Raw genomic sequence first — 24,862 nt, forward strand, 5'->3', positions numbered from 1 at the left:
TGGGGTGCCATTCGCCAAAGGTCGAACCTCGACCAAAGTCGTAGCGGAGTCGCAGCTTTATGTTGCGCCGCGAGGCTAAACTTCAGGCATAGCCCCACGCACCCTCGTCTCCAGGAGCAAGCATGTCCGATATCCATCCGGTCGATCCCGCCTTCGCCGCCCAGGCGCGCGTCCGCAAGGGCGACTATGAGCGCATGTACGCGCGTTCCATCCAGGATCCCGAGGGCTTCTGGAAGGAGATGAGCGAGCGGCTGGACTGGATCGTGCCGCCGACGAAGATCAAGGACGTGTCGTTCGACCCGGCCGACCTGCATATCCGCTGGTACGAGGACGGCCAGCTCAACGTCTCGGCCAACTGCCTCGATCGGCATCTGGACCAGCGTGGCGACAAGACCGCCATCATTTTCGAAGGCGACGATCCTGGCGAGTCACGCAGCATCACCTATCGGGAGTTGCACGCCGAGGTATGCAAGTTCGCCAACACGCTGAAGAACCTGGGCGTGGCCAAGGGCGACCGCGTGGTGATCTACCTTCCGATGATCCCCGAGGCGGCCGTGGCGATGCTCGCCTGCGCACGCATCGGCGCGGTGCACTCCGTGGTGTTCGGCGGCTTCTCGCCCGATTCCCTGGCCAGCCGCATCGCCGATTCCGGTGCCAAGCTGATCGTCACCGCCGACGAGGGCTGCCGTGGCGGCAAGAAGATCCCGCTCAAGGCCAACGTGGACGAGTCGCTGACCCGGCCGCGCACCAACAGCGTGGAAACCGTGATCGTGGTGCGCCGCACTGGCGGTGCCATCAACCTGCAGTCGCCGCGCGACCGCTGGTACCACACGCTGATGGAAGGGCAGTCCACCGACTGCGCCTACGAGCCGATGAACGCGGAGGATCCGCTGTTCACCCTCTATACCTCCGGCTCCACCGGCCAGCCCAAGGGCGTGCTGCACACCAGTGGCGGCTACCTCGTCTACACCAGCCTGACGCACGAACTGACCTTCGACCTGCGCGAGGACGATATCTACTGGTGCACGGCCGACGTGGGCTGGATCACCGGCCATAGCTACGTCGTCTATGGCCCGCTGGCCAATGGCGCCACCGTGGTGATGTTCGACGGCGTGCCGAACTACCCGGACTTCAGCCGCTTCTGGCAGGTGGTCGACAAGCACAAGGTCACCCTGTTCTACACGGCACCGACGGCGATCCGTGCGCTGATGCGCGAGGGCGAAGGCCCGGTGAAAAAGACCTCGCGCAAGAGCCTGCGCCTGCTCGGTACGGTGGGCGAGCCGATCAACCCCGAGGCATGGAACTGGTACTACCGCGTGGTGGGCGACGAGCGCTGCCCGATCGTGGACACCTGGTGGCAGACGGAAACCGGCGGCTTCCTCATCACGCCGTTCCCCGGTGCGACCGACCTTAAGCCGGGCTCGGCGACCCTGCCGTTCTTCGGCATCGTGCCGGCCATCGTCGATGCCGAAGGCCGGCCGCAGGAAGGCGCTTGCAGCGGCAACCTGGTGATCACGGACTCGTGGCCGGGGCAGATGCGCACCGTCTATGGCGATCACCAGCGCTTCATCGACACCTACTTCAAGACCTATCCGGGCAACTACTTCACCGGCGACGGTGCGCGTCGCGACGAGGATGGCTACTACTGGATCACCGGCCGCGTGGACGACGTGATCAACGTGTCCGGCCACCGCATCGGTACCGCCGAAGTGGAAAGCGCACTGGTGGCTCATCCGAAAGTGGCGGAAGCCGCCGTGGTCGGTTGCCCGCACGACATCAAGGGCCAGGGCATCTATGCCTTCGTCACCCTCAATGCGGGGGAAACCGGTAGCGACGAACTGGTCAAGGAATTGATCGCTGGCGTGCGCAAGGAGATCGGTCCCATCGCCGCGCCCGATCACCTGCAATGGGCGCCGGGCCTGCCGAAGACACGATCGGGCAAGATCATGCGCCGCATCTTGCGCAAGATCGCGGAGAACCAGCCCGATCAACTGGGCGATGTGTCCACGCTGGCGGATCCGGGCGTGGTGAAGAACCTCGTGGAAGAACGGTTGATCAAATAGCCCATGTCCGATGTCCTGATCGCAGACGACCATCCGCTGTTTCGCGACGCCTTGCAGCGTGCGGTGCTGGCGGCGCTGCCGGACGCCACCGTGCACACCGCCGACAGTGTGCCCGCGCTGTTCGCCCTGATCGAATCCCTGCCCGACGCGGACCTGCTGTTGATGGACCTGCACATGCCGGGCGCACGGGGTTACTCGGCACTCGCGCATATTCGCGGGCAGTACCCGGGGTTACCGACGATCGTCGTGTCCGGCCACGAGGAAGGGCAGATCGCCCGGCGTGCGCTCGCACATGGCGCATCCGCGTACATCCCGAAGTCGGCGGCGGTGGAACAGATCGTCGAGGCGGTGCGCGCCGTGCTCGATGGCGACGTATGGCTGCCGCATCAGCTGGTCGGTGGCAGCGTGGAACTGAAAGCGGATGAGGCCGACGTGGCCGCCCGCGTGGCATCGCTCACGCCGCAGCAGTTCCGCGTGCTCACGATGATCGCGGAGGGTTTGCTCAACAAGCAGATCGCGTACGACCTGGGCGTGTCAGAAGCGACGGTGAAGGCGCACATGACGGCGATCATGCGCAAGCTCGGCGTCTCCAACCGAACACAGGTCGCGCTGGCGGCAAGCCACCTGGACGTGGAGAAGGAATCGTTCCCGAGCGTATCCCAGGAAGGTTGATTCAGGCCGCGTGCGTACCAGTTCGTTTGGCCAGTGCGACGAGCAACGCGCGAAGGGCGGCAGGGCGTACGGGTTTGTGCAACAGCGGATAACCCAGGGTGCGTGCGCGCTGCTTCAGCTCCGTGCTGCCGTCCGCCGTGACCATGGCTGCCGGCGGCATCGGCGTGATCTTCGTGCCTAACACGTGCAATGCTTCCAGCCCATCCATTTCATCGCCAAGATGATAGTCGGCGAGGATCAGGTCGACATGCGTCGCGGAGAGAATTTCCAGCGCGGTGTCGAGGTCGACCGCCACGCGGCAATCGACGCCCCAGCGCCCGAGCAGCGCACGCATGCCCTCGAGGATGGTCTCGTCGTTGTCCAGGCAGAGCACGGTGAGCGGCAACTGTTCGCCGCCACCCGGACGCACCACGGCAGGAGCGCGCTTGCGCGACACCGCTTCGGTGCGCGGCACGGAGATGCTGAAGCAACTGCCATGGCCAACGCGCGAACGCAGGCCTAGCGGATGGCCGAGGATTCCCGCGAGACGGTCGCAGATCGAAAGGCCGAGGCCGAGGCCTTTTTCGCCCCAGGGCGAGGGTCGTTCCAGTCGCTGGAACTCGCCGAAGATCCGGGCTTGCTGTTCGTCGGCGATACCCGGGCCGCTATCCCAGACCTCGATGCGTACCTGTTCGCCGTTTCGGCGGACACCCAGCACGACGCCGCCGGCGCGGGTGTAACGCAAGGCGTTGGAAAGGAAGTTCGCCACGATCCGGCGCAGCAGCTGCGCATCGGTGCGTACGGACAGCGAGGTCGGCACGACATGCAGGGTCAACCCGCGCTGTTCCGCGACAACGGCGAATTGCTGACGCAACGAATCGAACAAGTCGGCCAGCGCGAAGGGCGCGATCTCCGGACGGTAGCTGCCGGCGTCGAGCCGCGACACGTCGAGCAAGGCGTCCAGCAGATCTTCCGCCGCCCGGAACGAGGCATCGATGCGCTCCGCCAGCTGCGCCGCTTCGCTGTCGAGGCCCGGGTGTTGCCGAAGCGCGGAAGTGAAGAGGCGCGCGGCGTTCAGGGGCTGGAGAAGATCGTGACTGGCCGCCGCGAGGAAACGCGTCTTCGATGCGTTGGCCGCTTCCGCTTCGCGTCGTGCGATCGCCGTGGCAGTCAGGGCTTCGGACAGTTCCGCCGTGCGCACGTCCACACGTTGCTCGAGCGTTTCGTTTGCGTCGATCAAGGCCTGCTCCACCGACTTGTACGCCGTGACATCGGTGAAGGTCGTTACGAAGCCGCCGCCTGGCAGGGCGCGTCCGCGCATTTCGATCACGGTGCCGTCCGGCCGCACTCGCTGGAACACGTGGGGTGAACCGGCGCGCATGTAGCGGACGCGCTTGGCCACGTGCTCGTCCACTTCACCAGGACCGCATTCGCCGTGCTCGGCGTTCCAGCGGATCAGGTCGGCCACGGGTAGCCCGACGTACACCATCCCTTCCGGGTAATCGAACAGTTCCAGGTAGCGGCGGTTCCACGCGACGAGCCGCATTTCACCGTCGACCACGCTGATGCCTTGCGAAACGTTCTCCAGCGTCGTCGACAACAGTTCGCGGTTGAAGCGCAGTTCCTGCGATGCTTCATCCATGAGCGCCATGGCTTCCGCGATGTCGAGGCCCGTTCCGGACAGGGCACCCATGAGGATGCGGCGCGCGCTTGCCGCGCCAACGGCGCTGGCGAGCAGGCGCTCGGTGAACTGGATGAGCGGACGATCGGCGGAGTCGGTGGGGGAGAGCGTCACGCCGTGACGTTGGCCGTATTCATTGAACGCGCGCACCGTCACGCGGTCGCCTACGATGCGGCCGGCGATCGTGCCGAGATCGCGCACGGTCACCCGGCCGCGCCAATCGCCGGCGCCGGTCGCGCTGCGCACGAAAGGATCGACGAAGAGTGCCGCGTGCAGTCGCTCGGCCACGCTCGGGCGGAAGCGCAGCGAGATGAAGATGAGGCAGCCGACGTTGAACAGCAACGACCAGAACGTCCCGTGCGTGACCGACTCCCAACCCGACAGGTGGAACAGCTCGGTCGGTTTCAACCAACCGATACCGAACGGACCCTCGTCCATCCACGCGGGATGCAACCATCCCGCACGCGTCATCGCGGGAAGCAGCAAGGTGTACGCCCAGACGACGAAACCCGCCAGCAATCCCACATACACGCCGACGCGGCTCGCCCCACGCCAGTACAACGCGGACACGATCGCCGGTGCGAATTGCGCGACCGCCGCGAACGAGAGCAGGCCGGTGGCGGCAAGGTTTTCCGCATCCGCGATCACGCGGTAGTACATGTATGCGAGGCCGGCGAGGGCGACGATGGCGATGCGCCGCACCAGGAGCACGATGTTGGAGAGATCGCCGCGGCGCTCCAGGTCGAAGCGTTTCACGCGCAGCAAGGCGGGCATGACCAGGTCGTTGCTGATCATGGTCGCGAGTGCCACGGCGGCGACGATGACCATGCCGGTCGCCGCCGAGAAACCACCGACGAAGGCGAGCAGCGCCATGCCGTTGTCGCCGAGCGCGATAGGCAGGTTCAGCACCCATGCGTCCACGTGGCCCTGCGTCACCTGCGGAAGGCCGAGGCCGGCGCTGACGATCGGCAGCACGGCCACCGATATCAGGATCATGTAAAGCGGAAAGAACCAGCGCGCACGGCGAAGATCGCGTGGGTCTTCGCACTCGACGACGCCGATCTGAAACTGTCGTGGCAGGCAGAACATCGCGCAGAACGCCAGCAGGGTCTGTGCGACGAAACCGGGCGGCATGCTGCCTTTTTCGACCTGGAGCATCGGGCCACGCATCGTTTCGACGATGCCCGGCCCATGCATGTAGGCATAGACTCCGATGGCGACGAAGGCGAGCAGCTTCACCAGGGATTCGACGGCGATGGCGAGCATCATGCCGTGGTGGTGTTCGGTAGCGTCGATGTTGCGGGTGCCGAACAGGATGGCGAAGACGGCGAGCAGGGCGGCGCACCACAAGGCGGTGTCTCCGAACCACCAGGCGGTACTGCCCGATCCCAGCACGGAGAACGACATGGCGACAGCTTTGAACTGCAGCGCGATGTACGGAATGATCGCGACGACGGCGATGATGGCGACGAGCGCCGCGAGGCCATGCGATTTACCGAAACGTGCCGCGATGAAGTCCGCGATCGACGTTATATTGCGCTCGCGGGCCACGAGCACCAGGCGTTCGAGCAAGCCGAATCCGAGGACGAAAAGAAGCAGCGGCCCGAGGTAGATCGGCAGGTAGGACAAGCCGGAACGCGCGGCGGTGCCGACCGCGCCATAGAACGTCCACGAGGAACAGTAGACCGCCAGCGCCAGGCTGTAGACGACGGGACGCAACTTCGGCTGTCGCGGATAGAGCGGGCGGCGATCTCCCACGTAGGCGATCGCGAAAAGCAAGCCCACATAGAGCAGCGATACCAGCAGCAAAAGCCAGCCTGCGATCACGAATGGCGCTCCCCATATGACACGAGGGACATTCTAGGGCCTGATGGTGCGTGTTGCCGATCCGTGCCTTGAATTGCCGCAGGAGCATCGCCGACAGGGTCGGCTCCCACCTGGTTACCGCTACCTGGTGGGAGCCGACCCTGTCGGCGATATTCCGGAACGATGTACCTGGACAGCCGCACCACCATTTTCCGAAGCCGCCCGCGCCACACTCCCGCTTGCCCCAAGCCCCCATTCAAAGCACGATCAGCCGAATGAGCGACGTTCCGCCCACCGTACCCGTTCTGGATCACGATGAAATCCACATCTGGCGCGCCCGCTGGTCCGGCGGCGCCGGAGAGATTGCGTTCGCCAGCCTGCTCACCGGTTATGCAGGCTCCGGCGCGCGCCCCATCGAACGCGGTGAACACGGAAAACCCCGGTTTCCGCCCCCCTTCGACACCTTGGGCTTCAACTGGTCGCACAGCGGCGATACGGCCGTGTTGGCGGTAGGGCGTGGACCGGCGGGTTTCGAAGTGGGCGTGGACGTCGAAACCGTGCGTCCGCGCGCCCGCGCGCTGGAACTGGCTAAGCGATTCTTCGCACCGGGTGAGACGGCCATGCTCGAAGCCTTGCCCGAAGCGGAGCGACTCGGCGGCTTCCTCACGTTGTGGACGGCCAAGGAAGCCGTACTCAAGGCGCACGGCGGCGGCCTTTCCTATGGGTTGCACCGCGTGTCGTTCCGTTTGTCTGCCCTCGGCGCTGTCCCCGACCGCTTCGACGGCGATGTTGGACCTGCGTCCACGTGGTGCGTCCGTCCATTGGACCAGGGCGAGGGACTGGTGTCCGCCGTGGCGTGGCGCGGTCATGAACGAAGCGTCCGCGTCTTCACATTTCCGCTTTGAACCTTTTCCCCGTGGGCCGTGTCTCATTGAACGTGTGTGTGACCGTGGAGTGCGCCACAGGGACGTGGCGAGTTATGCTGGGATGACAGTCATTACGCACGTTGCAATGGCAGCGTGCGTTTTTTTATGGACCGTCGATGACCCTACTCAGCGTCAACCTCAACAAGATCGCCGTGCTGCGCAATTCGCGTGGGGGCGATGAACCCGATATCGCCACCGCCGCGAACACCTGCATCGATGCGGGTTGCGGTGGTCTCACCGTGCACCCGCGCCCGGATATGCGCCACGTCACCCCCGACGATGTGCGCACCTTGGCCGGTCTGCTGCGCGGCCGCGTCGAATACAACATCGAGGGCAACCCCTTCGCGGACCCCCGCGGCCCGTATCCCGGGCTGATCGCACTCGCCCGCGAAGTAAGGCCGACCCAGGTCACCCTGGTGCCGGACGGCGACGGCCAGATCACGTCAGACCACGGTTTCGACCTCACCAAGGACATCGAGCTGCTGAAGCCCGTGGTGGCCGCGTTCCGCGAACTCGGTTGCCGGGTCAGCGTGTTCGTCGACGCGGGAGGCGAGGGCTTCGCACAGGCAAAGGCGATCGGCATCCAGCGTATCGAGCTTTACACCGGGCCTTATGCTGCGGCCTTCGCGAAAGGCGATGCCCGAGCGGAACTCGCCTCGTTCGCGGATACCGCCACGCGTGCGCAACAGGCAGGGCTCGCGGTGAACGCAGGTCATGACCTCAGCCAGGCGAACCTGGGCACGTTCAAGTCGGCCATTCCCGGCCTTGCCGAAGTGTCGATCGGCCATGCCTTGATCGGCGAAGCGTTGTACCAGGGCCTGGCGAACACTGTCCGCGCGTACCTCGACATCCTTTCCTGATCGCAACAGGCAGGGCCAGACGACTCCAGGTAGGGAACCGATAGCCTCGGTAGGAGAGCTTTGGTGGGAGCCGACCCTGTCGGCGATGGGTGCTCGCCGTAACCTGGCCCGCTGCCGCGGGATCGCCGACAGGGTCGGCTCCCACCAAAGCCTCCACCACCAAGGCATCCCGGGCCTCCACCACCAAGGCATCCCGGCACGCCCGATCACGCGTGAAAAAAAACCCCGCCGTGAGGCGGGGTTTTCGGTGTTACCGGACGACCGTTGCGATCAGTTGTTGACGAAACCGATCTTGGTCAGGCCCTGGCCCTTCGCGTCGGAGAGCACGCGTGCCACGACCTCGTACTGAACCGCGTCATCCGCGTCGATCTGCAGTTCCGGCTGGTTCGACTGCTGGGCGATCACCGCGATCTGAGCTTTGAGGCCCAGTTCGTCGACCGGTGTGTCGTTCCAGTACAGCGAGCCATCCTGGCGAATCTGCAGCCGGACGGGATCCGGCGGATTCTCTGGGTTGACGATGTTCGGGTTCGGCTGCGGCAGATCGATCTTGATCTTATGCGACAGCATCGGAGCCGTGATCATGAAGATGATCAGGAGCACCAGCATCACGTCGACGAGCGGCGTGACGTTGATGTCCGACATCGGGCCACCGGAGTTGCCTGAGCTGAATGCCATGGTTCGTTACTCCTTGCCAGTCGACATGAAGCCGACGTGGACCATGCCGGCATCCTTGGCGTCGCCAAGGATCTTCTTTACCACCTTGTATTCGGTGGTGCGGTCCGCACGGATCTGGAGTTCCGGCTGCGGCGACTTCGCCGCCGCAACCGCGAACTGGGCCTTCAGTTCAGCCTCGCTGACTTCACCGTCATTGAGGAAGTACGTACCGTCCGGCTTGACCGCGAGATCCATCGGTTCGACCGGGGTGTCATCCTTAACGTTCGGATTAGCCTTCGGCAGATCGATCTGGACCTTATGGGACATCAGAGGTGCCGTGATCATGAAGATGATCAGCAGAACCAGCATCACGTCGACGAGCGGCGTGACGTTGATTTCCGACATCGGACCGCCACTGTTGCCCCCGCTGCTCATAGCCATGGGTCAGTTCCTCACTTCTTGGCAGGTGCGACCGGCGCATTGCCTTCGACGCGGGCGCCGGTGGCGAAGAAGTCGTGCAGGTCGTGCGCGAATTCGTCGAACTGGGCGTACGTCAGGCGGTTCGAGCGCATGAAGAAGTTGTACGCGAGCACGGCCGGGATAGCGGTGAACAGACCGAACGCGGTCATGATCAGCGCCTCACCGACGGGGCCGGCGACCTTGTCCATCGACGCGGAGCCCGAAGCGGCGATACCGATCAGCGCGTGGTAGATACCCCACACCGTACCGAGAAGACCGATGAACGGAGCCGACGAACCGACCGTGGCGAGCAGGGTCAGGCCGCCTTCCAGACGCAGGCTCTCGCGAGCCACGGCCTGGCGCAGGGCGCGATCGATGAATTCCGAACGCGACAACGTCTCGGCGAGGCGACCACCGGCAGCTGCCTGATGGTGGGCGACGGCCGAAGCGGCATCGAGAGCGATCTTCGAGAACGGTTCGCCCTTCGGCTGCTCTTCGAGCATACGAATGGCTTCCTGCGTCGACGAGGTGTTCCAGAAACCCTGGATGACCTTGTCGGCGCGCGCACGCACCATGCTGTTACGGATGAAGTTGGCGACGATGAAGTACCACGAGAGCACGGACATCGCGACCAGCACCACGAACACGATCCAACCGAGGAAGTCGAAGTTGTGGATCAGGTGGTCGAAGCCCATCTGCTTGAGGGCGTCGGCGTTGGAGTTTTGACCTGGATTAGCAGGCTGAGCGGAGGTGTCTTGCAACATAACGCTACCCTTGGGGAAATCAAACATTAACGGAGCAGTAAGTCGAGGAAACTTACAGCTGGTTTAGGTTGAACGTAACGGGGACACGTGCATAGCCTTCGACGGCCTGACCGCCTCGCTTGCCCGGGTTGAATCGCCAGTTCCTTGCCGCATCCTGCGCTGCCTTGTCCAGTTCGCGGAAACCGCTGGACTGATCGATCTGGATGTCTTTCGGTGCACCGTCGACACCCACGAGGACCAGAAGTACCACCGTACCTTCATGCCGCTGGCGAACCGCCTGCGGCGGATACTTTGGCGGATTACGCTGACGGTACGACAGATTCTCGCTAGGTGCGATGTCGGCCGGCGGTGCTGGCGGCGCGGGAGGCGCCGGCGGCGGTGCCGGAACAGCATTCGTGCTCGCCTCTTCGACAGCCGGCGGCGGTGGGGCCGGCGGCGGAGGTGTCGGAGGCGGCTTCACCTGTTGGATGATTTTCGGGGGCGGCTGCTTAGGGGGTTCCGGCGGCGGCGGCGGAGGAGGCGGGGGCGGCGGCGGCGGTTCGATGAAATCGACCTGTACCACCTTCTCTTTCTGCTTTTCCTGCGACTTCGGCGGCGCCATCGGCGCGACCAGCAGCAGGAAGGCAAACGAGTGCAGTGCAATGGCTACTGCCAACGCACTTGTGCGCCCCCAACTGAACGGCGCTTGGCCGGTTGATTCGTTACTTGAGGCCATCAGTCACTATCAAGAGCTAATCAAGCGGAAGTGAGCCCGCACTGCTCTTCCGGCGCTCGGCGTGTTGACATTGCCGAAAACGCAGGTTTCTGCAAGCGGAAAGATATGCAAGTTACACCAGCATTTGGTGTTTGTATAGACACCTGAAGGGAGGATTTACGGCTCTTCACAACCCCCCACTTCCGGGACTTTACAAACACTTACTTGCCGGTACCTGCGGTTTTCAACCAGGCGTTGGCCTTGGCAGACGTTTCCGGATCCTGCGCTGCCTGTTTCATGGCGGCGATGGCACCCGGCTTGTTCTTCAGACCACGCTCGGCTTCCGCGAGCACCATGTAGGCTTGACCCTTATGTTGCACACCCTTGCTGATGGCGTCCGTCGCGGCCTTCTTGGCCTCGCCGTACTTGTTTTCCTGTAGCTGGAGCCGCGCGACGCTCAGCGTCACCTCGCCATCCTTCGCGAGCGGGGCGGCCTTCTGATAGGCGGCCAGCGCGGCCTTCGTGTTGCCGCCGGTGATCGCCGCGTCGCCCTGGAGCTTGTAGACCTCGGCACTGGGCTTGACGACGCCCTTGGCGAGACCGTCCTCGAGCACCTGGCCAGCCTTCGCGGCGTTGGCTTCCTGGCGGTCGGTATGGTCCTGGCCGTCGATCAGGTAGACCTTGGCGAGGTTCACGTATTGCTTCTCGTCCTTGAAGGCGCCGGCGGCACGACCCTTCTCCATCAGCGAGATCGCTTCCGGGTACTTCTGCGCCTGGATCAAGGCCGAGGCGGCATTGTTCAGCGCGGTGGGATCGTTCGGGTTCTTCGCCAGTTCGGCGGCGGCGAGATCGGCGGCCTTGTCGCCCTGTCCGGTCTCGGCATAGCTGGCGGCGAGGATCTGGTCCCACGAACCCTGCGGCTTCGCGTCCGGCATGGACTTGGCCTTGGTGATCGCGGCGATCGCTTCGGGGTACTTCTCCAGGCGATAGTCGATATTGCCTTCGAGGCCATACGAATCGGCGGTTTCCTTCTTGCCCTCGGCACGCCATTCCTGGAGTGCCTGGAGCGCGGGAGCGTACTGCTCGTCGGCGACGAGGAACTGCACGTACATGTACTTCAGCTGGAAGTAGGTGTCGTTCGGCATGACGCCGATATCGAGCGCCTGCTTCAACGTGGTGATCGCACCCTTCACGTCACCATCGTTGTACTTGAGGTTCGCGATGCCCTGCAGCGCGAGCGCCTGCGCGTACTTGCTGCTGGTAGCCGAGCCGTCGGCCAGGGGCTGCAGGATCTGCAGTGCCTTGTCCTTCTCGCCATTGTTGGCGGCGTCCAGGCCTTCGTTGATGGCCTTCTGGTCTTTCTCGCTCTTGAGGTCGAGCTTGGGCTCCGTACGAGTGGCGTTCGGATACAGCGCCTCTTTCTTGTCCTTGGGAGCGGTATCGCGAGCAACCGCGGCGCCACTGACAAGGGAAAGTGCGATCGCAGTAGCGAGCGCCATCTTGATGAAGGAACCCTGTTTCATTGACTGACCTCTGTTGAAGGAGTCGTCGCACAGTGACGTGCTCCGGGGGACTACAGAGGTTAACCCGATTCGATTCCTAAGAACAAGTCGCAGTGCAAGAAAAAATTCCAACCAAAACAACCACTTGTTAGAAGAATGTTGGGGCTTACAGATTTATAGGTAAAAGGTTGCCTTGAAAACGGCATTTTCATCCCCGTTACGTGGAATTGTGACGGAGTACAAAAAAACGCCCGGTCGCTGCCGACCGGGCGTTCTTTCCGTCCCACCGGGGGTGGCAAGGCGTCCTCAGATGTCGAGGTTCGCGACCTTCAGCGCGTTCGCTTCGATGAAGTCGCGACGGGGTTCCACCGCCTCGCCCATCAGCATCGAGAACATCTGGTCCGCCGCGACGGCGTCTTCGATTCCCACCTGGAGCATGCGACGGGTCTCCGGATTCACCGTGGTTTCCCACAACTGCTCCGGATTCATTTCGCCCAGGCCCTTGAAGCGCTGGATGGTACGGCCCTTCTTCGCTTCGTCGAGCAGCCAGTTGCGCACTTCGGCGAAGCTGAGCACGCCGCGGGATGCGTTGCCCCGGCGAACGACCGCGCCCGGCTGCAGGTGCAGTTCGGCGAGCTGTTGCGAGATGGACTGGATGGCACGGAACTCCGTACCGCTGAAGAAGCTCTGCGGCATGATCCAGGTATGGCTGAGGCCATGCTGCATGCGCTCGACTTCGATCGCCGCGCCTTGCTGCTCGTTGAGGGCCGGGCGGAAACGCAGGGCGTAGCTCGGCTTGCCCAGACCGCTCGCACTGAGTCGTTGCGCGATACCGTCGAGCCAGGACTGCATCCGTGCCGCGTCCGACCACAGGCCCTCTTCCATCGGCACGTGCTCGATCATCGCCGTGAGGGTCACGGTATCGAAGCGATGGCTGAGGCGCGCGATCTGGTCGAGCGAGGTCTGGTAGTCGCGCAGCAACTTCTCCAGGGTCACCCCATCGATGGCCGGCGCACCCTCTTCCGGCATCAGCGATGCGTTGTCCACGGCGCTGGAGATCAGGTACTCGTTCAGGACGGTATCGTCCTTGATGTACATCTCCTGCTTGCCCTGCTTCACCTTGTACAACGGCGGCAGGCCGATGTAGACGTGGCCACGCTCGATCAATTCGGGCATCTGGCGGTAGAAGAAGGTGAGCAGGAGCGTGCGGATGTGCGAGCCGTCCACGTCCGCGTCGGTCATGATGATGATGCGGTGGTAGCGCAGCTTGTCCGGGTTGTACTCGTCCTTGCCGATGCCCGTGCCCAGCGCGGTGATCAAGGTGCCGACTTCGGCGGACGAGATCATCTTGTCGAAGCGGGCCTTCTCCACGTTGAGGATCTTGCCCTTCAACGGCAGGACGGCCTGCGTACGGCGATTGCGGCCTTGCTTGGCCGAACCACCTGCGGAATCACCCTCGACCAGGAACAGTTCGGACAGCGCCGGGTCCTTCTCCTGGCAATCGGCGAGCTTGCCCGGCAAGCCGGCGATGTCGAGGGCGCCCTTGCGACGGGTCATCTCGCGAGCCTTGCGGGCCGCTTCACGCGCACGGGCGGCGTCGACGGCCTTGGAGGCGATGTTGCGGCTCTCGGCCGGGTGTTCGAGGAGGAACTCGGCGAGTTTCTCGTTGATCACCTGCTCCACCGCGGTCTTCACCTCGCTGGAGACGAGCTTGTCCTTGGTCTGCGACGAGAACTTCGGATCCGGCACCTTCACCGACAACACCGCGATCATGCCTTCACGCATGTCGTCGCCGGACAGGCCGACCTTGGCGTTCTTGGCCAGGCCTTCCTTTTCGATGTAGTTCTGCAGGGTACGCGTCAGCGCGGCGCGGAAACCCGTGAGATGGGTGCCGCCGTCGCGCTGCGGGATGTTGTTGGTGAAGCAGAACATCGTTTCCTGGTACGCGTCCGTCCATTGCATCGCCAGTTCGACGGTGATGCCATCGATCTGCGAGCTGAAGCTGATGACGGTCGGGTGCAGCGCGGTCTTCAGCTGTGCCAGGTGCTGCACGAAGGACCTGATGCCGCCTTCGTACGCGAAGATGTCCTTTCGCTCGTTGCGTTCGTCGACCAGTTCGATCGTGACGCCCGAGTTGAGGAAGGCCAGCTCACGCAAGCGCTTCGCCAGGATGTCGTAGTGGAATTCGATGTTGCTGGTGAACGTGGCCGGGCTGGGCAGGAAGCGCACCATGGTGCCGCGACGGTTCGTGTCGCCGGTGACGGCGATCGGAGCTACCGGCTCGCCGTGGGCATATTCCTGGCGATGTTCCTTGCCTTCGCGCCAGATGGTGAGCCAGAGCCTGGAGCTGAGGGCGTTGACCACGGAAACACCGACGCCATGGAGGCCGCCCGAAACCTTGTAGGAGTTCGCGTCGAACTTACCGCCTGCGTGGAGCACGGTCATGACCACTTCGGCCGTGGACCTGCCCTCTTCCGGATGGGTGTCGACCGGGATGCCGCGGCCGTTATCGGCCACGCTCACCGATCCGTCCTGATGGATGGTGACCGTGACGTAGTCGCAGTAACCGGCAAGGGCTTCGTCGATGGCGTTATCGACGACTTCGAACACCATGTGGTGCAAGCCCGTACCGTCGTCGGTATCGCCGATGTACATGCCCGGGCGCTTGCGGACGGCATCAAGGCCCTTCAGGACCTTGATGCTGCCGGAGTCGTAGGCGTTCGAATTCGTCGGATCGAGAGGTTCGTTCATGCGATGCCTGGTGATGGCGCCATAGAGCGGCCCCGATGCGGCGCGGAAAGGCTTCGGGACAGTCGGTCGATTATAGCAAAGCCGCGACCACACCCTGTTCCACGTGGAACATCGTGACGGACTGATCGGCGAGGGCGGACGGGATCTCGGTACCCGTGATAAAGACCTGCACATCGCGGCCAAGAAGCTGCGCGACTACCCACTCTTGATGGGTACGATCGAGTTCCGATGCAAGGTCGTCGAGGCAGACGACCGGCCATTCCCCGCGGATTTCAGCGTGAAGGGAAGCCTGCCCAAGCAGGCACGCCAGGGCACACAGTTTCTCCTGCCCACGCGACAGATGTTCCCGCAAGGGAGCGTGTTCGAAAGCGATGGAGAAGTCGGCGCGGTGGGGACCCACGGTCGTGTGGCCCCGGCCCAGATCGCGCAGGCGCCGTTCTGCCAACGTCGTAGCTAGATCGGCGGCTTCGTCCCAGCCGGGCCGGTAGCGGATGGAGAAATCACCGAGTTCCGGCAGGACGTTCACCGTGAAGCCCTGGATGTGAGGAATCAGCCGGTCCAGATAGCCACGCCGGAAGGTCGTCATGCCCTCGCCCGCCATCGCCAGTTCCGCCTCCCATGGTTCCAGCAGGCCTGCATCCAGCGGTCCTCCGCCTCGAAGCACGGCGTTCCTCTGTTTCAGGGCGCGTTGATACCGGCGCCACTGATTCACGAAGGCATGTTCCACGTGGAACAGACCCCAGTCGAGGAAGCGGCGACGCTCGTCCGAGGCGCCTGCGATCAAGTCGTGCGATCCGGGTTCGAAGCACACCACGGCGCACTCCTGTACCAACGCACCCAGTGATGCGGCGGAATCCCCATCGACCCGCGCCTGCCAGCGCCCGCTCTCCCGCCCCAGGCCAAGCCGTCGTGTTCGACCGTCTTCGGACCGCACCTCGGCAAAGACCGACAGGGCGCTCGCGCCCCGTTTCAACAGGACGTCACGCGAACCGGCCCGAAACGAGCGGCCATGCGACAGCAGATAGGCGGCTTCAAGCACGCTGGTCTTGCCGGCGCCGTTCGGGCCTACGAACACGTTGATCCCCGGTGCCGGTGTCAACGACACCGACTCCAGGCAACGCAAACCGGCTATCCGTAACGACTCGAACTTCATTCCCAGCCTTTCCCATCCAAAACGGACGACGCCGGGGTGTCGAAGACATCCCCGGCGTCGTGGGCCGAACTTTAACGTGCCTGCCGGTCAGAGGCGAAGCGGCATCACCACATGGCGGGCTTCTTCATTGCCCTCTTCCTGCAGGAGGCAACTCGACTGGGCGTCGCGCAGGTTGATGCGCACCTTGTCGCCGCGCAAGGCGCCAAGCGCATCCAGCAGGTAACCCACGTTGAAGCCGACGGCGAGATCGTCGACCACGGTCTCAGCCTCGACCTCTTCCTGGGCTTCTTCCTGCTCGGGGTTGTGAGCAACGATCTTGATACGGCCCGGACTGAGTTCCAGCTTCACGCCGCGGTACTTCTCGTTCGAAAGAATCGCGGCACGCTGCAGGGCGCTGCGCAGCACGTCACGCTCGATCGTGGCCGTCTTGTCGGCGCCCAGCGGGATGACCGCCTCGTAGTCCGGGAACCGCCCGTCGATCAGCTTCGACGTAAAGATGACACCGCCACGACGCACGCGCAGGTGGTTGCGCCCGAACTCGAGTTCGACCGAGCCTTCGCCCGCTTCGAACAGACCGATCAGCTCGTTCACGCCCTTGCGGGGAATGATGATCTGGCGGCGGGCGGAAACCGAGCTTTCCAGTTTGGTCTCCTTCAACGCCAGACGGTGGCCGTCGGTCGCCACGCAGCGCAGCGTGTGCTCCTGCAGATCCAGCAACATGCCGTTGAGGTAATAGCGCACGTCCTGGTTCGCCATGGCGAAGGCGGTGCGGTCCATCAGGTCGCGCAGCACCTCTTCCGGCAACGTGACCCGCTCGACCAGTTCGATCTCATCGATGGTCGGGAACTCGCTCGACGGCAGCGTGGCCAGCGTGAAGCGGCTGCGGCCGGCATTGAGGGCGATGCGCTCGCCATTCAACTTGACGTCGATCTTCGCGCCGTCGGGCAGTGCGCGAACGATGTCGAACAACTTTCGCGCTGGAATGGTGATCTCGCCTTCCTGCACGCCATCGGCGGCGGTGGTGGCGATCATCTCCACTTCGAGGTCGGTGCCCGTGAAGGACACCTCACTACCGGAGGCGCGCACCAGAAGGTTTGCCAGCACGGGCAGCGTCTGGCGGCGTTCCACCACGCCCACCACCTGCTGCAGGGGTTTGAGCAGTACTTCCCTCTGGATGCTGAATTGCATGCGTCCCCTACTCCTGCTTTTAGTTTTTAAGATTTTATTAGTGGTAGTTGTAGGGCCGGTGGATATCTTGACAAGTCTGAAAATTGTTTAATCTTCAAATGGTTGCTTTGAGATATCAACTAGCCCGAACACGCGGTTTCATGTGGGTGCCTTGTGGATAACTTCAGGCCTCAAAACCGTCCTCCGTCCATCCACCTATTATCCACAGGTTCTCAGCCCGTCAATATACGGATGAGTTGCTCCCAGTCCTGACGCATGCGCACGTCCTTTTCGCAGAAGCCGCGGATCGTGCGGCAGGCATGCAGCACCGTCGTGTGGTCGCGGCCGCCAAAGGCTTCCCCGATCTCCGGCAGGCTGTGCTCGGTCAACTCCTTGGAGAGCGCCATGGCGACCTGCCTGGGGCGCGCCAGCGAGCGCACACGCCGCTTGGAGAGCAGGTCGGACAGGCGCACCTGGTAATAGTCGGCCACGGTCTTCTGGATGTTGGGCACCGTCACGGCCTGCGCATGCGTGTTGAGCAGGTCGCGCAGGGTTTCCTCGGCGAAGTCCGTGGTGATCGGCTTGCGATAGAAGTTCGCGCGGGCCGCCAGCGTGTTGAGCGCGCCCTCGAGGTCACGCACGTTGGAGCGGATGCGCCGGGCCAGCAGCATCGCCACGTCCTCGGACACCTCCATGCCCTTGTCGGCCGCCTTGGAAAGCAGGATGGCCGCGCGCGTTTCGAAGTCCGGTGGCTCGATCGCCACCGACAGGCCCCACCCCAGTCGTGACTTCAGCCGCGGCTCGAGCTTGTCGAGCTCCTTCGGATAACGGTCGCAGGTGAGGATGATCTGCTGTTTCGCCTCGAACAACGCGTTGAAGGTGTGGAAGAACTCTTCCTGCGTGGTGTCCTTGCCGGCGAAGAACTGGATATCGTCGATGAGCAGCGCGTCCACCGAGCGGAAGCGGCGCTTGAAGTCGTCCATGTTCTTCTGTTGCAGCGCCTTCACCATGCCGCTGACGAATTGCTCCGAGCGCAGGTACAGCACCTTGGCGCCCGGGTTGTTCTGCATCAGCAGGTTGCCGGCCGCATGCATGAGATGGGTCTTGCCCAGGCCAGTGCCGCCGTACAGCAGCAACGGGTTGTAAGCCCGGCCGGGATTCATCGCCACCTGCATGGCCGCGGCCTTGCCCAGCTGGTTCGACTTGCCTTCCACGAAGGTCTCGAACGTGTAGTGCGGGTCGAGGTTGTGCACATGCGGCGGTTCGGGTGCCGCCTCCGGAGCACGCGGCGATGCCGGCGCGGAAACATGCGTGGCCGACGCCGGACGCACCGGCGCCGGACGGCCGCCGGACGAGCCGACTTCGAGACGCACGGGCAGGGGACGGCCCGTGAGGTGTTCCACGATCGACTGGATTTTCACCAGGTATTGCTCGCGCACCGTATCCAGCGAATAGGGATTGGGCGCGTACAGGAACAGGCCGGTCGGGTCCTCCCGTGGCTGCAGGGGCATCAGCCAGGTATGGACATCCTCGGCGCTCAATTCGCCTTCAAGACGCTCGAGACAGCGTCTCCAGAGATCACTCATCGGGTATTCTTGCCACAGAAGGGGCGCATGCGCGCGGGGTGGACGACGAAGTCTACCAGCGTTCCGGCCCCTCGCCGGAGTCCGCCGGCCCGCGTCTTCACCTTGGCGCGGTGTCCCAAACGGTTGACAGTCCTCGCGAATCTCGGCCATACTTTCCGGCCATATTCAATCTTCACCCGGATGTAAGCGCCATGAAGCGTACTTTCCAGCCCAGCAAGCTCAAGCGCGCCCGCACCCACGGCTTCCGCGCTCGTATGGCCACGGCCGACGGCCGCAAGATCCTCAACGCGCGCCGCGCGAAGGGTCGCAAGCGCCTGATCCCGTAAGCGGCTCGCCTGTCGTGCGTGCCGCAGCCTTGCCGCGCGATGCGCGGCTTCGCCGCGCCGCCGACTTCGCAGCGTTGCGAACAGTCAGCGGTCGCCTCGGCGGCCGCTGTTTTCTTTTGCGCTTCGGAAACAACGAGCTCGACACTGCCCGCCTCGGCCTGGCGATCTCCAAGCGCTGTTCCAAGCGCGCCGTCGACCGAAACCGGATCAAGCGCCTGGCGCGTGAGGCATTTCGCCACGCCCGCCCCGCCCTGCCACCCGTCGATATCCTGGTCATGGCCCGCGACAGCGCGGTCAACGAGACCGGTGCGGTGCTCCTGGCCGAGCTCGATGCGCTGTTTCGCCGTATCCGGCCGTTGAAGCGCGAGGGTGCCGACGGCACAATCGCGCGTTGACCTTCCCGTCCTCCCCGCCTTTCCCGGCCATCCGGCCGTGGCGCCATTCGGATCTGGCCCTGCAATGAATCAAACGCGCACGCTCCTCTTCTTCGCGCTCATGTTCGTGGCGTACCTGCTGTGGACGGAATGGGAGAAAGACTACGGTCCCCAGCCCGCCGCTCCGACGCCGGCGGCCCAGACCGATGCCGGCAAGCCGAATGCGGACAGCAGCATTCCAGGTGCCGTCGCGCCGGCCAAGGTGCCGGGCGACACCGTCGCGCCCGCCGAGGAAGGCAAGGCCGAACTGGTCACGCTGTCGAACGACGTGCTTCGCCTGACCATCGACACCCGTGGCGGCAGCATCGTCCGCTCCGAACTGCTGGCTTACCCGGACGAACCGGTCACCAAGAAGAATCCCAATCCGCCGCCGGCACGCCTGCTCGACGACGAGGCAGCGCATTTCTTCGCCGCCCAGGATGGCCTCGTCAGCAACACGGGTGCCGCGCCCGATCACCGCGCGTTGTTCCACGCCGGGAAGACGCAGGCCTCGCTGGCCGATGGCGAGAAGGAAGTAAGCATCGACCTCACCTGGACCGACCCGTCGGGGCTCAAGGTGATCAAGCGCTACACACTGAAGCGCACCGACTATGTCGTCGCTCTCGACCAGCGCGTGGAAAATGGCACGAGCGCGGTGTGGACGGGTAACGCGTACCACCAATTGCAGCGCGTGCCCGCCGAGAAGGTGAACTGGTTCAAGGCGTATACCGACCCCGCCCAGCACAGCTTCTTCGGCGCCGCCTGGTACAGCCCGGAAAACAAGTTCGAGTCGTTGCCGTTCCTAGACTTCGCGAAGAAGCCGCTCAACCGCCAGATCACCGGTGGCTGGGTCAGCATGCTCCAGCATTACTTCTTCGTCGCCTGGATCCCGCCGGCCGACCAGTCGGTGAACTACAGCAGCACCATCGTCGATCCCAACTCGGCCACGCCGCGTTATCTCGTGCGTGCGTTCGGTCCCACCATCCAGGTGGCACCCGGCCAGACCGCGGACAGCGTCGCGCGCCTGTACATCGGCCCGAAGCTGCAAGGCACGCTCGACGTCATCGCGCCCGGCCTGGAACTGACCAGCAACTACGGCTGGTTCACGATCATCGCCCAGCCACTGCACTGGTTGCTTTCGCAGCTGCACGCGATCAGCGGCAACTGGGGCGTGGCGATCATCCTGCTCGTGCTGCTGATCAAGATCGCGTTGTACAAGCTCACCGACGCGCAGTTCCGCTCCGGCGCGCGCATGCGCAAGCTGCAACCGCGCGTCGCCGCGCTCAAGGAGCGTTACGGCGACGACCGCATGAAGATGCAGCAGGCGATGATGGAGCTGTACAAGAAGGAGAAGGTCAATCCGATGGCGGGCTGCCTGCCCATCCTGATCACCTTCCCCATCTTCATCGGCCTGCTGCGCGTGTTGTCCGAATCCATCGAACTGCGCCATGCGCCGTTCTTCGGCTGGATCCACGATCTCTCGGCGCCCGATCCGTTCTACGTGCTGCCGGTACTCTACTTCCTGGTCACGCTGCTCACCCAGCGGATGATGCCCACCGCCGGCATGGATCCGACCCAGGCCAAGATGATGAAGGTGATGCCATTGATCTTCGGTGTCTTCTTCGCCTTCTTCCCGTCGGGCCTGGTGCTCTACTGGACCGTGAACGGTGCCACCAGCCTGCTTCAGCAGTGGTGGATCAACCGGAGCGTCGACAGGGCCGACATCAAGGCCAAGACCGCATGACCACCGGGCGGCGCGTCGAGAGACGCGCCGCTTCGCTATCGACGGGTAAGCCATGAACCACGGCGACGACACCATCGCAGCCATCGCCACCGGTGCCGGCGCGGCTGGCGTCGGCGCCGTCCGCGTTTCGGGTCCCGGTGCGCCGGCGATCGCTCGCGCCATGCTTGGACGCGAACCAGTACCGCGTCATGCACATTTCGCCGCGTTTCGCGATGGCGACGGTGAGCTGATCGATCGCGGCATCCTGCTTTATTTCCCTGGCCCGGCTTCGTACACCGGCGAACACGTGCTCGAACTTCAAGGTCACGGCAGCGCGGTGCTCCTCGACGCGTTGCTTCGCCGGACGATCTCGCTCGGCGCCCGGCTCGCCCGGCCGGGTGAATTCACCGAACGCGCCTTCCTCAATGGCAAGCTCGACCTCACCCAGGCCGAAGCGGTGGCCGATGTCGTCGCCGCCACGTCCGAAGCAGGGGCCCGCGCCGCATTGCGTTCGATGGAAGGCGTGTTCTCCGCACGCGTGGATGAACTGCTCGGTGAACTGATCGCGCTGCGCGTGCATATCGAGGCGGCCATCGATTTTCCCGAGGAGGAAATCGATTTCCTCGCCGACCCGGTGATCGGACGGAACCTTGCCACCTTGCGCGCGAATCTCGACGCCCTGTTGATCGAAACGCGCCGCGGCGTCCGCCTCAACGACGGCATCGTGGTGGCTATCGTGGGACGCCCGAACGCGGGCAAGTCGAGCCTGTTGAATGCGCTCGCGGGACAGGAGCGCGCCATCGTCACCGATATTCCCGGTACAACCCGCGACGTGTTACGCGAGTCGGTCAGCATCGACGGCGCCACCTTCGAGCTAGCGGACACGGCGGGTCTTCGCGAGTCCGACGATGTCGTCGAACGCGAAGGCATCCGTCGCGCACGCGCACAACTCGAACGCTGCGATGTCGCGCTACTCGTTACAGACGATGAGCATGCGAACGAGGACCTCGCCTTCTTCGATGGCACGCCGGGTCACGCGACCCGCGTCGTCATCGTCAACAAGATCGATCTGTCGGAATCGGTGGCTCACTACGAACATCGCGGTGGATACGAAACCCTCTGGCTCTCCGCACGCACGGGTGAGGGGCTGGATCGGTTGCGCGCGCTGTTGCGCCACTTGGCCACGGCCGGCGCTGGCGAAGGCGCGTTCAGCGCGCGCCGCAGGCATGTCGTGGCGTTGGAATCGGTACGCGAGTCCCTGGATCGAACGGCTATCGCGTTGCACGACAGCCACGCCGGTGAACTCGCTGCCGAAGAACTGCGTCATGCGCAGCAAGCGCTCGGTGAAATCACGGGGACGTATTCATCCGATGATTTGCTCGGGGCTATATTCGGTTCGTTTTGTATCGGGAAATGAGGCGAAGTGCATCGCGGACAGGGTCCGCTCCCACCGAACCTAGCAATGCTCCGGTGTGGCGACGATAGCGCGGCGTTCGTTAGCCAGGGATACCGCCCAGATGGCCAGACCGGCGACAGCCAGCAAGCTGCCGACCCAGCCCGGCGACGTCCATCCGTATCCGTGTGCGATAGCCAGCCCTCCGAGGAACGGTCCCAGCGCGTTCGCGGTATTGAACGCGGAGTGATTCAGCGAAGCCGCGAGGCCCTGCGCATCGCCCGCGACATCCATGAGCCGCGTCTGCAAAACGGTGCCGAGCGCGCCGCCGATACCGATGAGGAAGACGTCGAGACCCAGCGTCCAGACATTGCCGGCAGCCAGCGGAAACAGCGCCAGCATCACGATGCTCCACACCAGCAGGCCGCCGGCGGTGCGCATCAGCGCGCGATCGGCGAAGACGGGCACCACCATGTTGCCGGCGGTCAGGCCGACACCGAAGACGCCGATCACCCAGGGAACCGTGTGCAACGGCATGTGCGTGACGGAGATGAGGATGTCCGCCAGATACGTATAGACCGCGAACATGCCGCCGAAACCGATCGCGCCGATGGCCAGCGTGAGCCACACCTGCGAACGTTTAAGCGCACCGAGTTCCCGCAGCGGGCTGGCGTCCTTGTCCGCCGCGACTTCCGGCGCGAACACCGCCACGGCGGTCATCGTCGCGATGCCGAGTATCGCGACCAAGGCGAACGCCCAACGCCACCCCACCGCCTGCCCGAGCCAGCTCGCCAGCGGCACGCCCACCACCGTGGCGAAGGTCAGGCCGAGGAACATCTGGCCGACGGCCCGGGTTCGGCGGTTCGCCGGCACCAGCGACGAGGCGACCAAGGCCGCGACGCCGAAGTAAGCGCCGTGCGGCAGCCCGGCGAGGAAGCGGAACACCAGCATCCAGTGATAGTTCGGCGACAGCCCGGTGAGGCCGTTGAACACCGTGAACATGGCCATGAGGATGAGCAACAGCTTGCGGCGTGGCACGCGCGCCCCCAACACCGTCATGATTGGCGCTCCGACCACGACGCCCAGGGCGTAAGCGCTGATGACGTGGCCGGCGGTGGGCGCATCGATGCCGAGGCCCTGCGCGAACAAGGGCAGCATGCTCATCGAGGCGAACTCGGTGGTGCCGATGGCGAAGCCGCCCACGGCCAGGGCGAGGATCACCAGGCCGACATGGGGGGCGCGGACGGGCGGCGTGCCCGGAGCGATCGCGGGAGCGGTAGAAGTCATGGAAAGCCCGGGGACGAGGGGCGCGCCGCCTTGGTGCGACGCAGCATGCCGCCTAGGATACGCCCGGTGCCGGGTCGGTCGCTACCGTCCAGCGGGCGTCGCGGACGAACTCCACGAATGCGCGCAGGGCCGAGGTCACCCGCCGCTGCCGCGGGTAGTACAACATGAAACCCGGATAGGGAGGGCACCAGTCCTCCAGCACACGGACCAGCTTCCCCTCGCGAATGACGTCCGCCACCTGGTCTTCCAGTACGAGGGTCACGCCGATGCCGGTGAGCGCGGCTTCGACGGAAAGCCGGAAGTCGCCGAAGGTGACCCGGCCGCGCACGTCCAGGTCGAGCTTCGTGGCACCCTGCTCGAATTCCCACTTGTAGAGACGCCCGCTGGGAAAGCGAAAGCGGATGCAGTCGTGCTGGAAGAGGTCGTTGGGATGCTTCGGAATGCCGTGCGTGGCGAAGTATTCCGGTGACGCGACGCAGGCACCCCGCTGCTCGCCCCCGATAGGCACCGCGATCATGTCTTCGGGTACCGCTTCCAGGAAGCGTATTCCCGCATCGAAACCCAGCGCGACGATATCGACCAGGCTGTCGTTGTCCACCGCTTCGAAATGGATGTCCGGATAGGTGGCCAGGAACCGGGGCAAGAGGTCCGGCAACAATAATTGGGCCGTGACCCGTGGCATGTTGATGCGCAAGGTGCCGGCGGGCGTCGCGCGGAAGTTGTTCATTTCCTCCAGCGCTTCGTTGACATCGGCGAGTGCCGGCTGCAAGCGCTCCAGCAGGCGCTGCCCCGCTTCGGTCAGCGAAACGCTGCGCGTGGTCCGGTGAAACAAGGTCACCCCCAGGCGTTCCTCCAGCCCCCGTATCGCATAGCTGATGGCCGATGTGGACAAGGTCAGTTCCGCCCCGGCCTTGCGGAAGCTCGCATGGCGGGCGACGGCGGCGAAGGCCGCGAGGTGGGAAAGGTTGTCGGGTCGCATGATTGTGAAGGATAACTCAACGAT

20 protein-coding genes are annotated in these 24,862 nt (G+C 64.1%); 8 read left to right on the forward strand and 12 right to left on the reverse strand.

What is annotated here, in order from left to right:
* Positions 1 to 122 precede the first annotated feature (122 nt).
* Both acs and QFZ41_RS09835 read left to right on the forward strand, forming a co-directional pair.
* The gene (gene acs, locus QFZ41_RS09830) at positions 123 to 2,063 is read left to right on the forward strand and encodes an acetate--CoA ligase (protein ID WP_429198596.1); all 1,941 of its coding nucleotides are present in this window, start codon (positions 123 to 125) and stop codon (positions 2,061 to 2,063) included.
* A gap of 3 nt (positions 2,064 to 2,066) precedes the next feature.
* The gene (locus tag QFZ41_RS09835) at positions 2,067 to 2,735 is read left to right on the forward strand and encodes a response regulator transcription factor (RefSeq protein WP_429198597.1); all 669 of its coding nucleotides are present in this window, start codon (positions 2,067 to 2,069) and stop codon (positions 2,733 to 2,735) included.
* A gap of 1 nt (position 2,736) precedes the next feature.
* Here QFZ41_RS09835 and QFZ41_RS09840 read toward each other — a convergent pair whose 3' ends face one another.
* Positions 2,737 to 6,222: a hybrid sensor histidine kinase/response regulator gene (locus tag QFZ41_RS09840; RefSeq protein ID WP_429198598.1), complete on the reverse strand. Its 3,486-nt coding sequence runs from the start codon at positions 6,220 to 6,222 to the stop codon at positions 2,737 to 2,739.
* 254 nt (positions 6,223 to 6,476) lie between these two features.
* Here QFZ41_RS09840 and QFZ41_RS09845 point away from each other — a divergent pair, with 254 nt between their 5' ends.
* Together QFZ41_RS09845 and QFZ41_RS09850 are read left to right on the forward strand one after the other, a co-directional pair.
* Positions 6,477 to 7,106 (forward strand): 4'-phosphopantetheinyl transferase family protein, encoded by a 630-nt coding sequence (locus QFZ41_RS09845; protein ID WP_429198599.1) that lies wholly within the window; start codon positions 6,477 to 6,479, stop codon positions 7,104 to 7,106.
* A 137-nt stretch (positions 7,107 to 7,243) separates the two neighbouring features.
* Positions 7,244 to 7,987, forward strand: a complete 744-nt coding sequence (locus QFZ41_RS09850; protein WP_429198600.1) for a pyridoxine 5'-phosphate synthase — start codon at positions 7,244 to 7,246, stop codon at positions 7,985 to 7,987.
* A gap of 270 nt (positions 7,988 to 8,257) precedes the next feature.
* On the opposite strand, the gene QFZ41_RS09855 is transcribed toward QFZ41_RS09850, so the two are convergent.
* From QFZ41_RS09855 to dnaA, 9 genes are all read right to left on the reverse strand, one after another.
* Entirely contained in the window at positions 8,258 to 8,662 is a 405-nt protein-coding gene (locus QFZ41_RS09855; RefSeq protein ID WP_306848550.1) for an ExbD/TolR family protein, read from the reverse strand.
* 6 nt (positions 8,663 to 8,668) lie between these two features.
* Positions 8,669 to 9,082, reverse strand: coding sequence for an ExbD/TolR family protein (locus QFZ41_RS09860; RefSeq protein ID WP_072323402.1), 414 nt, complete (start codon positions 9,080 to 9,082; stop codon positions 8,669 to 8,671).
* 11 nt (positions 9,083 to 9,093) lie between these two features.
* Complete coding sequence (locus QFZ41_RS09865) at positions 9,094 to 9,864, reverse strand: MotA/TolQ/ExbB proton channel family protein (protein WP_429198601.1); 771 nt, start codon at positions 9,862 to 9,864, stop codon at positions 9,094 to 9,096.
* 52 nt (positions 9,865 to 9,916) lie between these two features.
* Positions 9,917 to 10,519, reverse strand: coding sequence for an energy transducer TonB (locus QFZ41_RS09870; protein ID WP_429198602.1), 603 nt, complete (start codon positions 10,517 to 10,519; stop codon positions 9,917 to 9,919).
* 260 nt (positions 10,520 to 10,779) lie between these two features.
* Entirely contained in the window at positions 10,780 to 12,081 is a 1,302-nt protein-coding gene (locus QFZ41_RS09875; RefSeq protein WP_429198603.1) for a tetratricopeptide repeat protein, read from the reverse strand.
* Positions 12,082 to 12,366: 285 nt separating this feature from the next.
* Positions 12,367 to 14,811, reverse strand: a complete 2,445-nt coding sequence (gene gyrB / locus QFZ41_RS09880; protein ID WP_429198604.1) for a DNA topoisomerase (ATP-hydrolyzing) subunit B — start codon at positions 14,809 to 14,811, stop codon at positions 12,367 to 12,369.
* A 70-nt stretch (positions 14,812 to 14,881) separates the two neighbouring features.
* Positions 14,882 to 15,964, reverse strand: coding sequence for a DNA replication/repair protein RecF (gene recF, locus QFZ41_RS09885; protein WP_429198605.1), 1,083 nt, complete (start codon positions 15,962 to 15,964; stop codon positions 14,882 to 14,884).
* 87 nt (positions 15,965 to 16,051) lie between these two features.
* The gene (gene dnaN / locus QFZ41_RS09890; RefSeq protein ID WP_429198606.1) at positions 16,052 to 17,152 is read right to left on the reverse strand and encodes a DNA polymerase III subunit beta; all 1,101 of its coding nucleotides are present in this window, start codon (positions 17,150 to 17,152) and stop codon (positions 16,052 to 16,054) included.
* 212 nt (positions 17,153 to 17,364) lie between these two features.
* Positions 17,365 to 18,717, reverse strand: coding sequence for a chromosomal replication initiator protein DnaA (gene dnaA, locus QFZ41_RS09895; RefSeq protein ID WP_429198607.1), 1,353 nt, complete (start codon positions 18,715 to 18,717; stop codon positions 17,365 to 17,367).
* A 191-nt stretch (positions 18,718 to 18,908) separates the two neighbouring features.
* Here dnaA and rpmH point away from each other — a divergent pair, with 191 nt between their 5' ends.
* From rpmH to mnmE, 4 genes are all read left to right on the forward strand, one after another.
* A complete protein-coding gene (gene rpmH, locus QFZ41_RS09900; protein ID WP_008211413.1) occupies positions 18,909 to 19,043 on the forward strand; it encodes a 50S ribosomal protein L34 in 135 nt (44 codons plus the stop codon).
* A gap of 29 nt (positions 19,044 to 19,072) precedes the next feature.
* On the forward strand, positions 19,073 to 19,438 hold the full coding sequence (gene rnpA, locus QFZ41_RS09905; RefSeq protein ID WP_429198608.1) for a ribonuclease P protein component: 366 nt from the start codon (positions 19,073 to 19,075) through the stop codon (positions 19,436 to 19,438).
* A gap of 64 nt (positions 19,439 to 19,502) precedes the next feature.
* Positions 19,503 to 21,200, forward strand: coding sequence for a membrane protein insertase YidC (yidC, locus tag QFZ41_RS09910; RefSeq protein WP_429198609.1), 1,698 nt, complete (start codon positions 19,503 to 19,505; stop codon positions 21,198 to 21,200).
* Between the two features lie 52 nt (positions 21,201 to 21,252).
* Positions 21,253 to 22,596 carry a tRNA uridine-5-carboxymethylaminomethyl(34) synthesis GTPase MnmE gene (gene mnmE, locus QFZ41_RS09915; protein WP_429198610.1) on the forward strand — a complete coding sequence of 448 codons (1,344 nt, stop codon included), beginning with the start codon at positions 21,253 to 21,255 and terminating at the stop codon, positions 22,594 to 22,596.
* A 39-nt stretch (positions 22,597 to 22,635) separates the two neighbouring features.
* On the opposite strand, the gene QFZ41_RS09920 is transcribed toward mnmE, so the two are convergent.
* Positions 22,636 to 23,859: an MFS transporter gene (locus QFZ41_RS09920; protein ID WP_429198611.1), complete on the reverse strand. Its 1,224-nt coding sequence runs from the start codon at positions 23,857 to 23,859 to the stop codon at positions 22,636 to 22,638.
* 52 nt (positions 23,860 to 23,911) lie between these two features.
* A complete protein-coding gene (locus QFZ41_RS09925; RefSeq protein ID WP_429198612.1) occupies positions 23,912 to 24,838 on the reverse strand; it encodes a LysR substrate-binding domain-containing protein in 927 nt (308 codons plus the stop codon).
* Positions 24,839 to 24,862 lie beyond the last annotated feature (24 nt).

The sequence above is a fragment of the Luteibacter sp. W1I16 genome (assembly GCF_050434905.1).
Taxonomy (GTDB): Bacteria; Pseudomonadota; Gammaproteobacteria; order Xanthomonadales; family Rhodanobacteraceae; genus Luteibacter.

Excerpts from the sequence above, each read along its gene's own strand:
- QFZ41_RS09860 (WP_072323402.1), bottom strand. The coding sequence starts at position 9,082 with ATGGCTATGAGCAGCGGGGGCAACAGTGGCGGTCCGATGTCGGAAATC.
- QFZ41_RS09875 (WP_429198603.1), bottom strand. The coding sequence starts at position 12,081 with ATGAAACAGGGTTCCTTCATCAAGATGGCGCTCGCTACTGCGATCGCA.
- dnaN (WP_429198606.1), bottom strand. The coding sequence starts at position 17,152 with ATGCAATTCAGCATCCAGAGGGAAGTACTGCTCAAACCCCTGCAGCAG.
- recF (WP_429198605.1), bottom strand. The coding sequence starts at position 15,964 with ATGAAGTTCGAGTCGTTACGGATAGCCGGTTTGCGTTGCCTGGAGTCG.
- acs (WP_429198596.1), top strand. The coding sequence starts at position 123 with ATGTCCGATATCCATCCGGTCGATCCCGCCTTCGCCGCCCAGGCGCGC.
- QFZ41_RS09920 (WP_429198611.1), bottom strand. The coding sequence starts at position 23,859 with ATGACTTCTACCGCTCCCGCGATCGCTCCGGGCACGCCGCCCGTCCGC.
- QFZ41_RS09835 (WP_429198597.1), top strand. The coding sequence starts at position 2,067 with ATGTCCGATGTCCTGATCGCAGACGACCATCCGCTGTTTCGCGACGCC.
- QFZ41_RS09925 (WP_429198612.1), bottom strand. The coding sequence starts at position 24,838 with ATGCGACCCGACAACCTTTCCCACCTCGCGGCCTTCGCCGCCGTCGCC.
- QFZ41_RS09850 (WP_429198600.1), top strand. The coding sequence starts at position 7,244 with ATGACCCTACTCAGCGTCAACCTCAACAAGATCGCCGTGCTGCGCAAT.
- rpmH (WP_008211413.1), top strand. The coding sequence starts at position 18,909 with ATGAAGCGTACTTTCCAGCCCAGCAAGCTCAAGCGCGCCCGCACCCAC.
- gyrB (WP_429198604.1), bottom strand. The coding sequence starts at position 14,811 with ATGAACGAACCTCTCGATCCGACGAATTCGAACGCCTACGACTCCGGC.
- QFZ41_RS09865 (WP_429198601.1), bottom strand. The coding sequence starts at position 9,864 with ATGTTGCAAGACACCTCCGCTCAGCCTGCTAATCCAGGTCAAAACTCC.
- yidC (WP_429198609.1), top strand. The coding sequence starts at position 19,503 with ATGAATCAAACGCGCACGCTCCTCTTCTTCGCGCTCATGTTCGTGGCG.
- QFZ41_RS09845 (WP_429198599.1), top strand. The coding sequence starts at position 6,477 with ATGAGCGACGTTCCGCCCACCGTACCCGTTCTGGATCACGATGAAATC.
- dnaA (WP_429198607.1), bottom strand. The coding sequence starts at position 18,717 with ATGAGTGATCTCTGGAGACGCTGTCTCGAGCGTCTTGAAGGCGAATTG.
- mnmE (WP_429198610.1), top strand. The coding sequence starts at position 21,253 with ATGAACCACGGCGACGACACCATCGCAGCCATCGCCACCGGTGCCGGC.
- QFZ41_RS09855 (WP_306848550.1), bottom strand. The coding sequence starts at position 8,662 with ATGGCATTCAGCTCAGGCAACTCCGGTGGCCCGATGTCGGACATCAAC.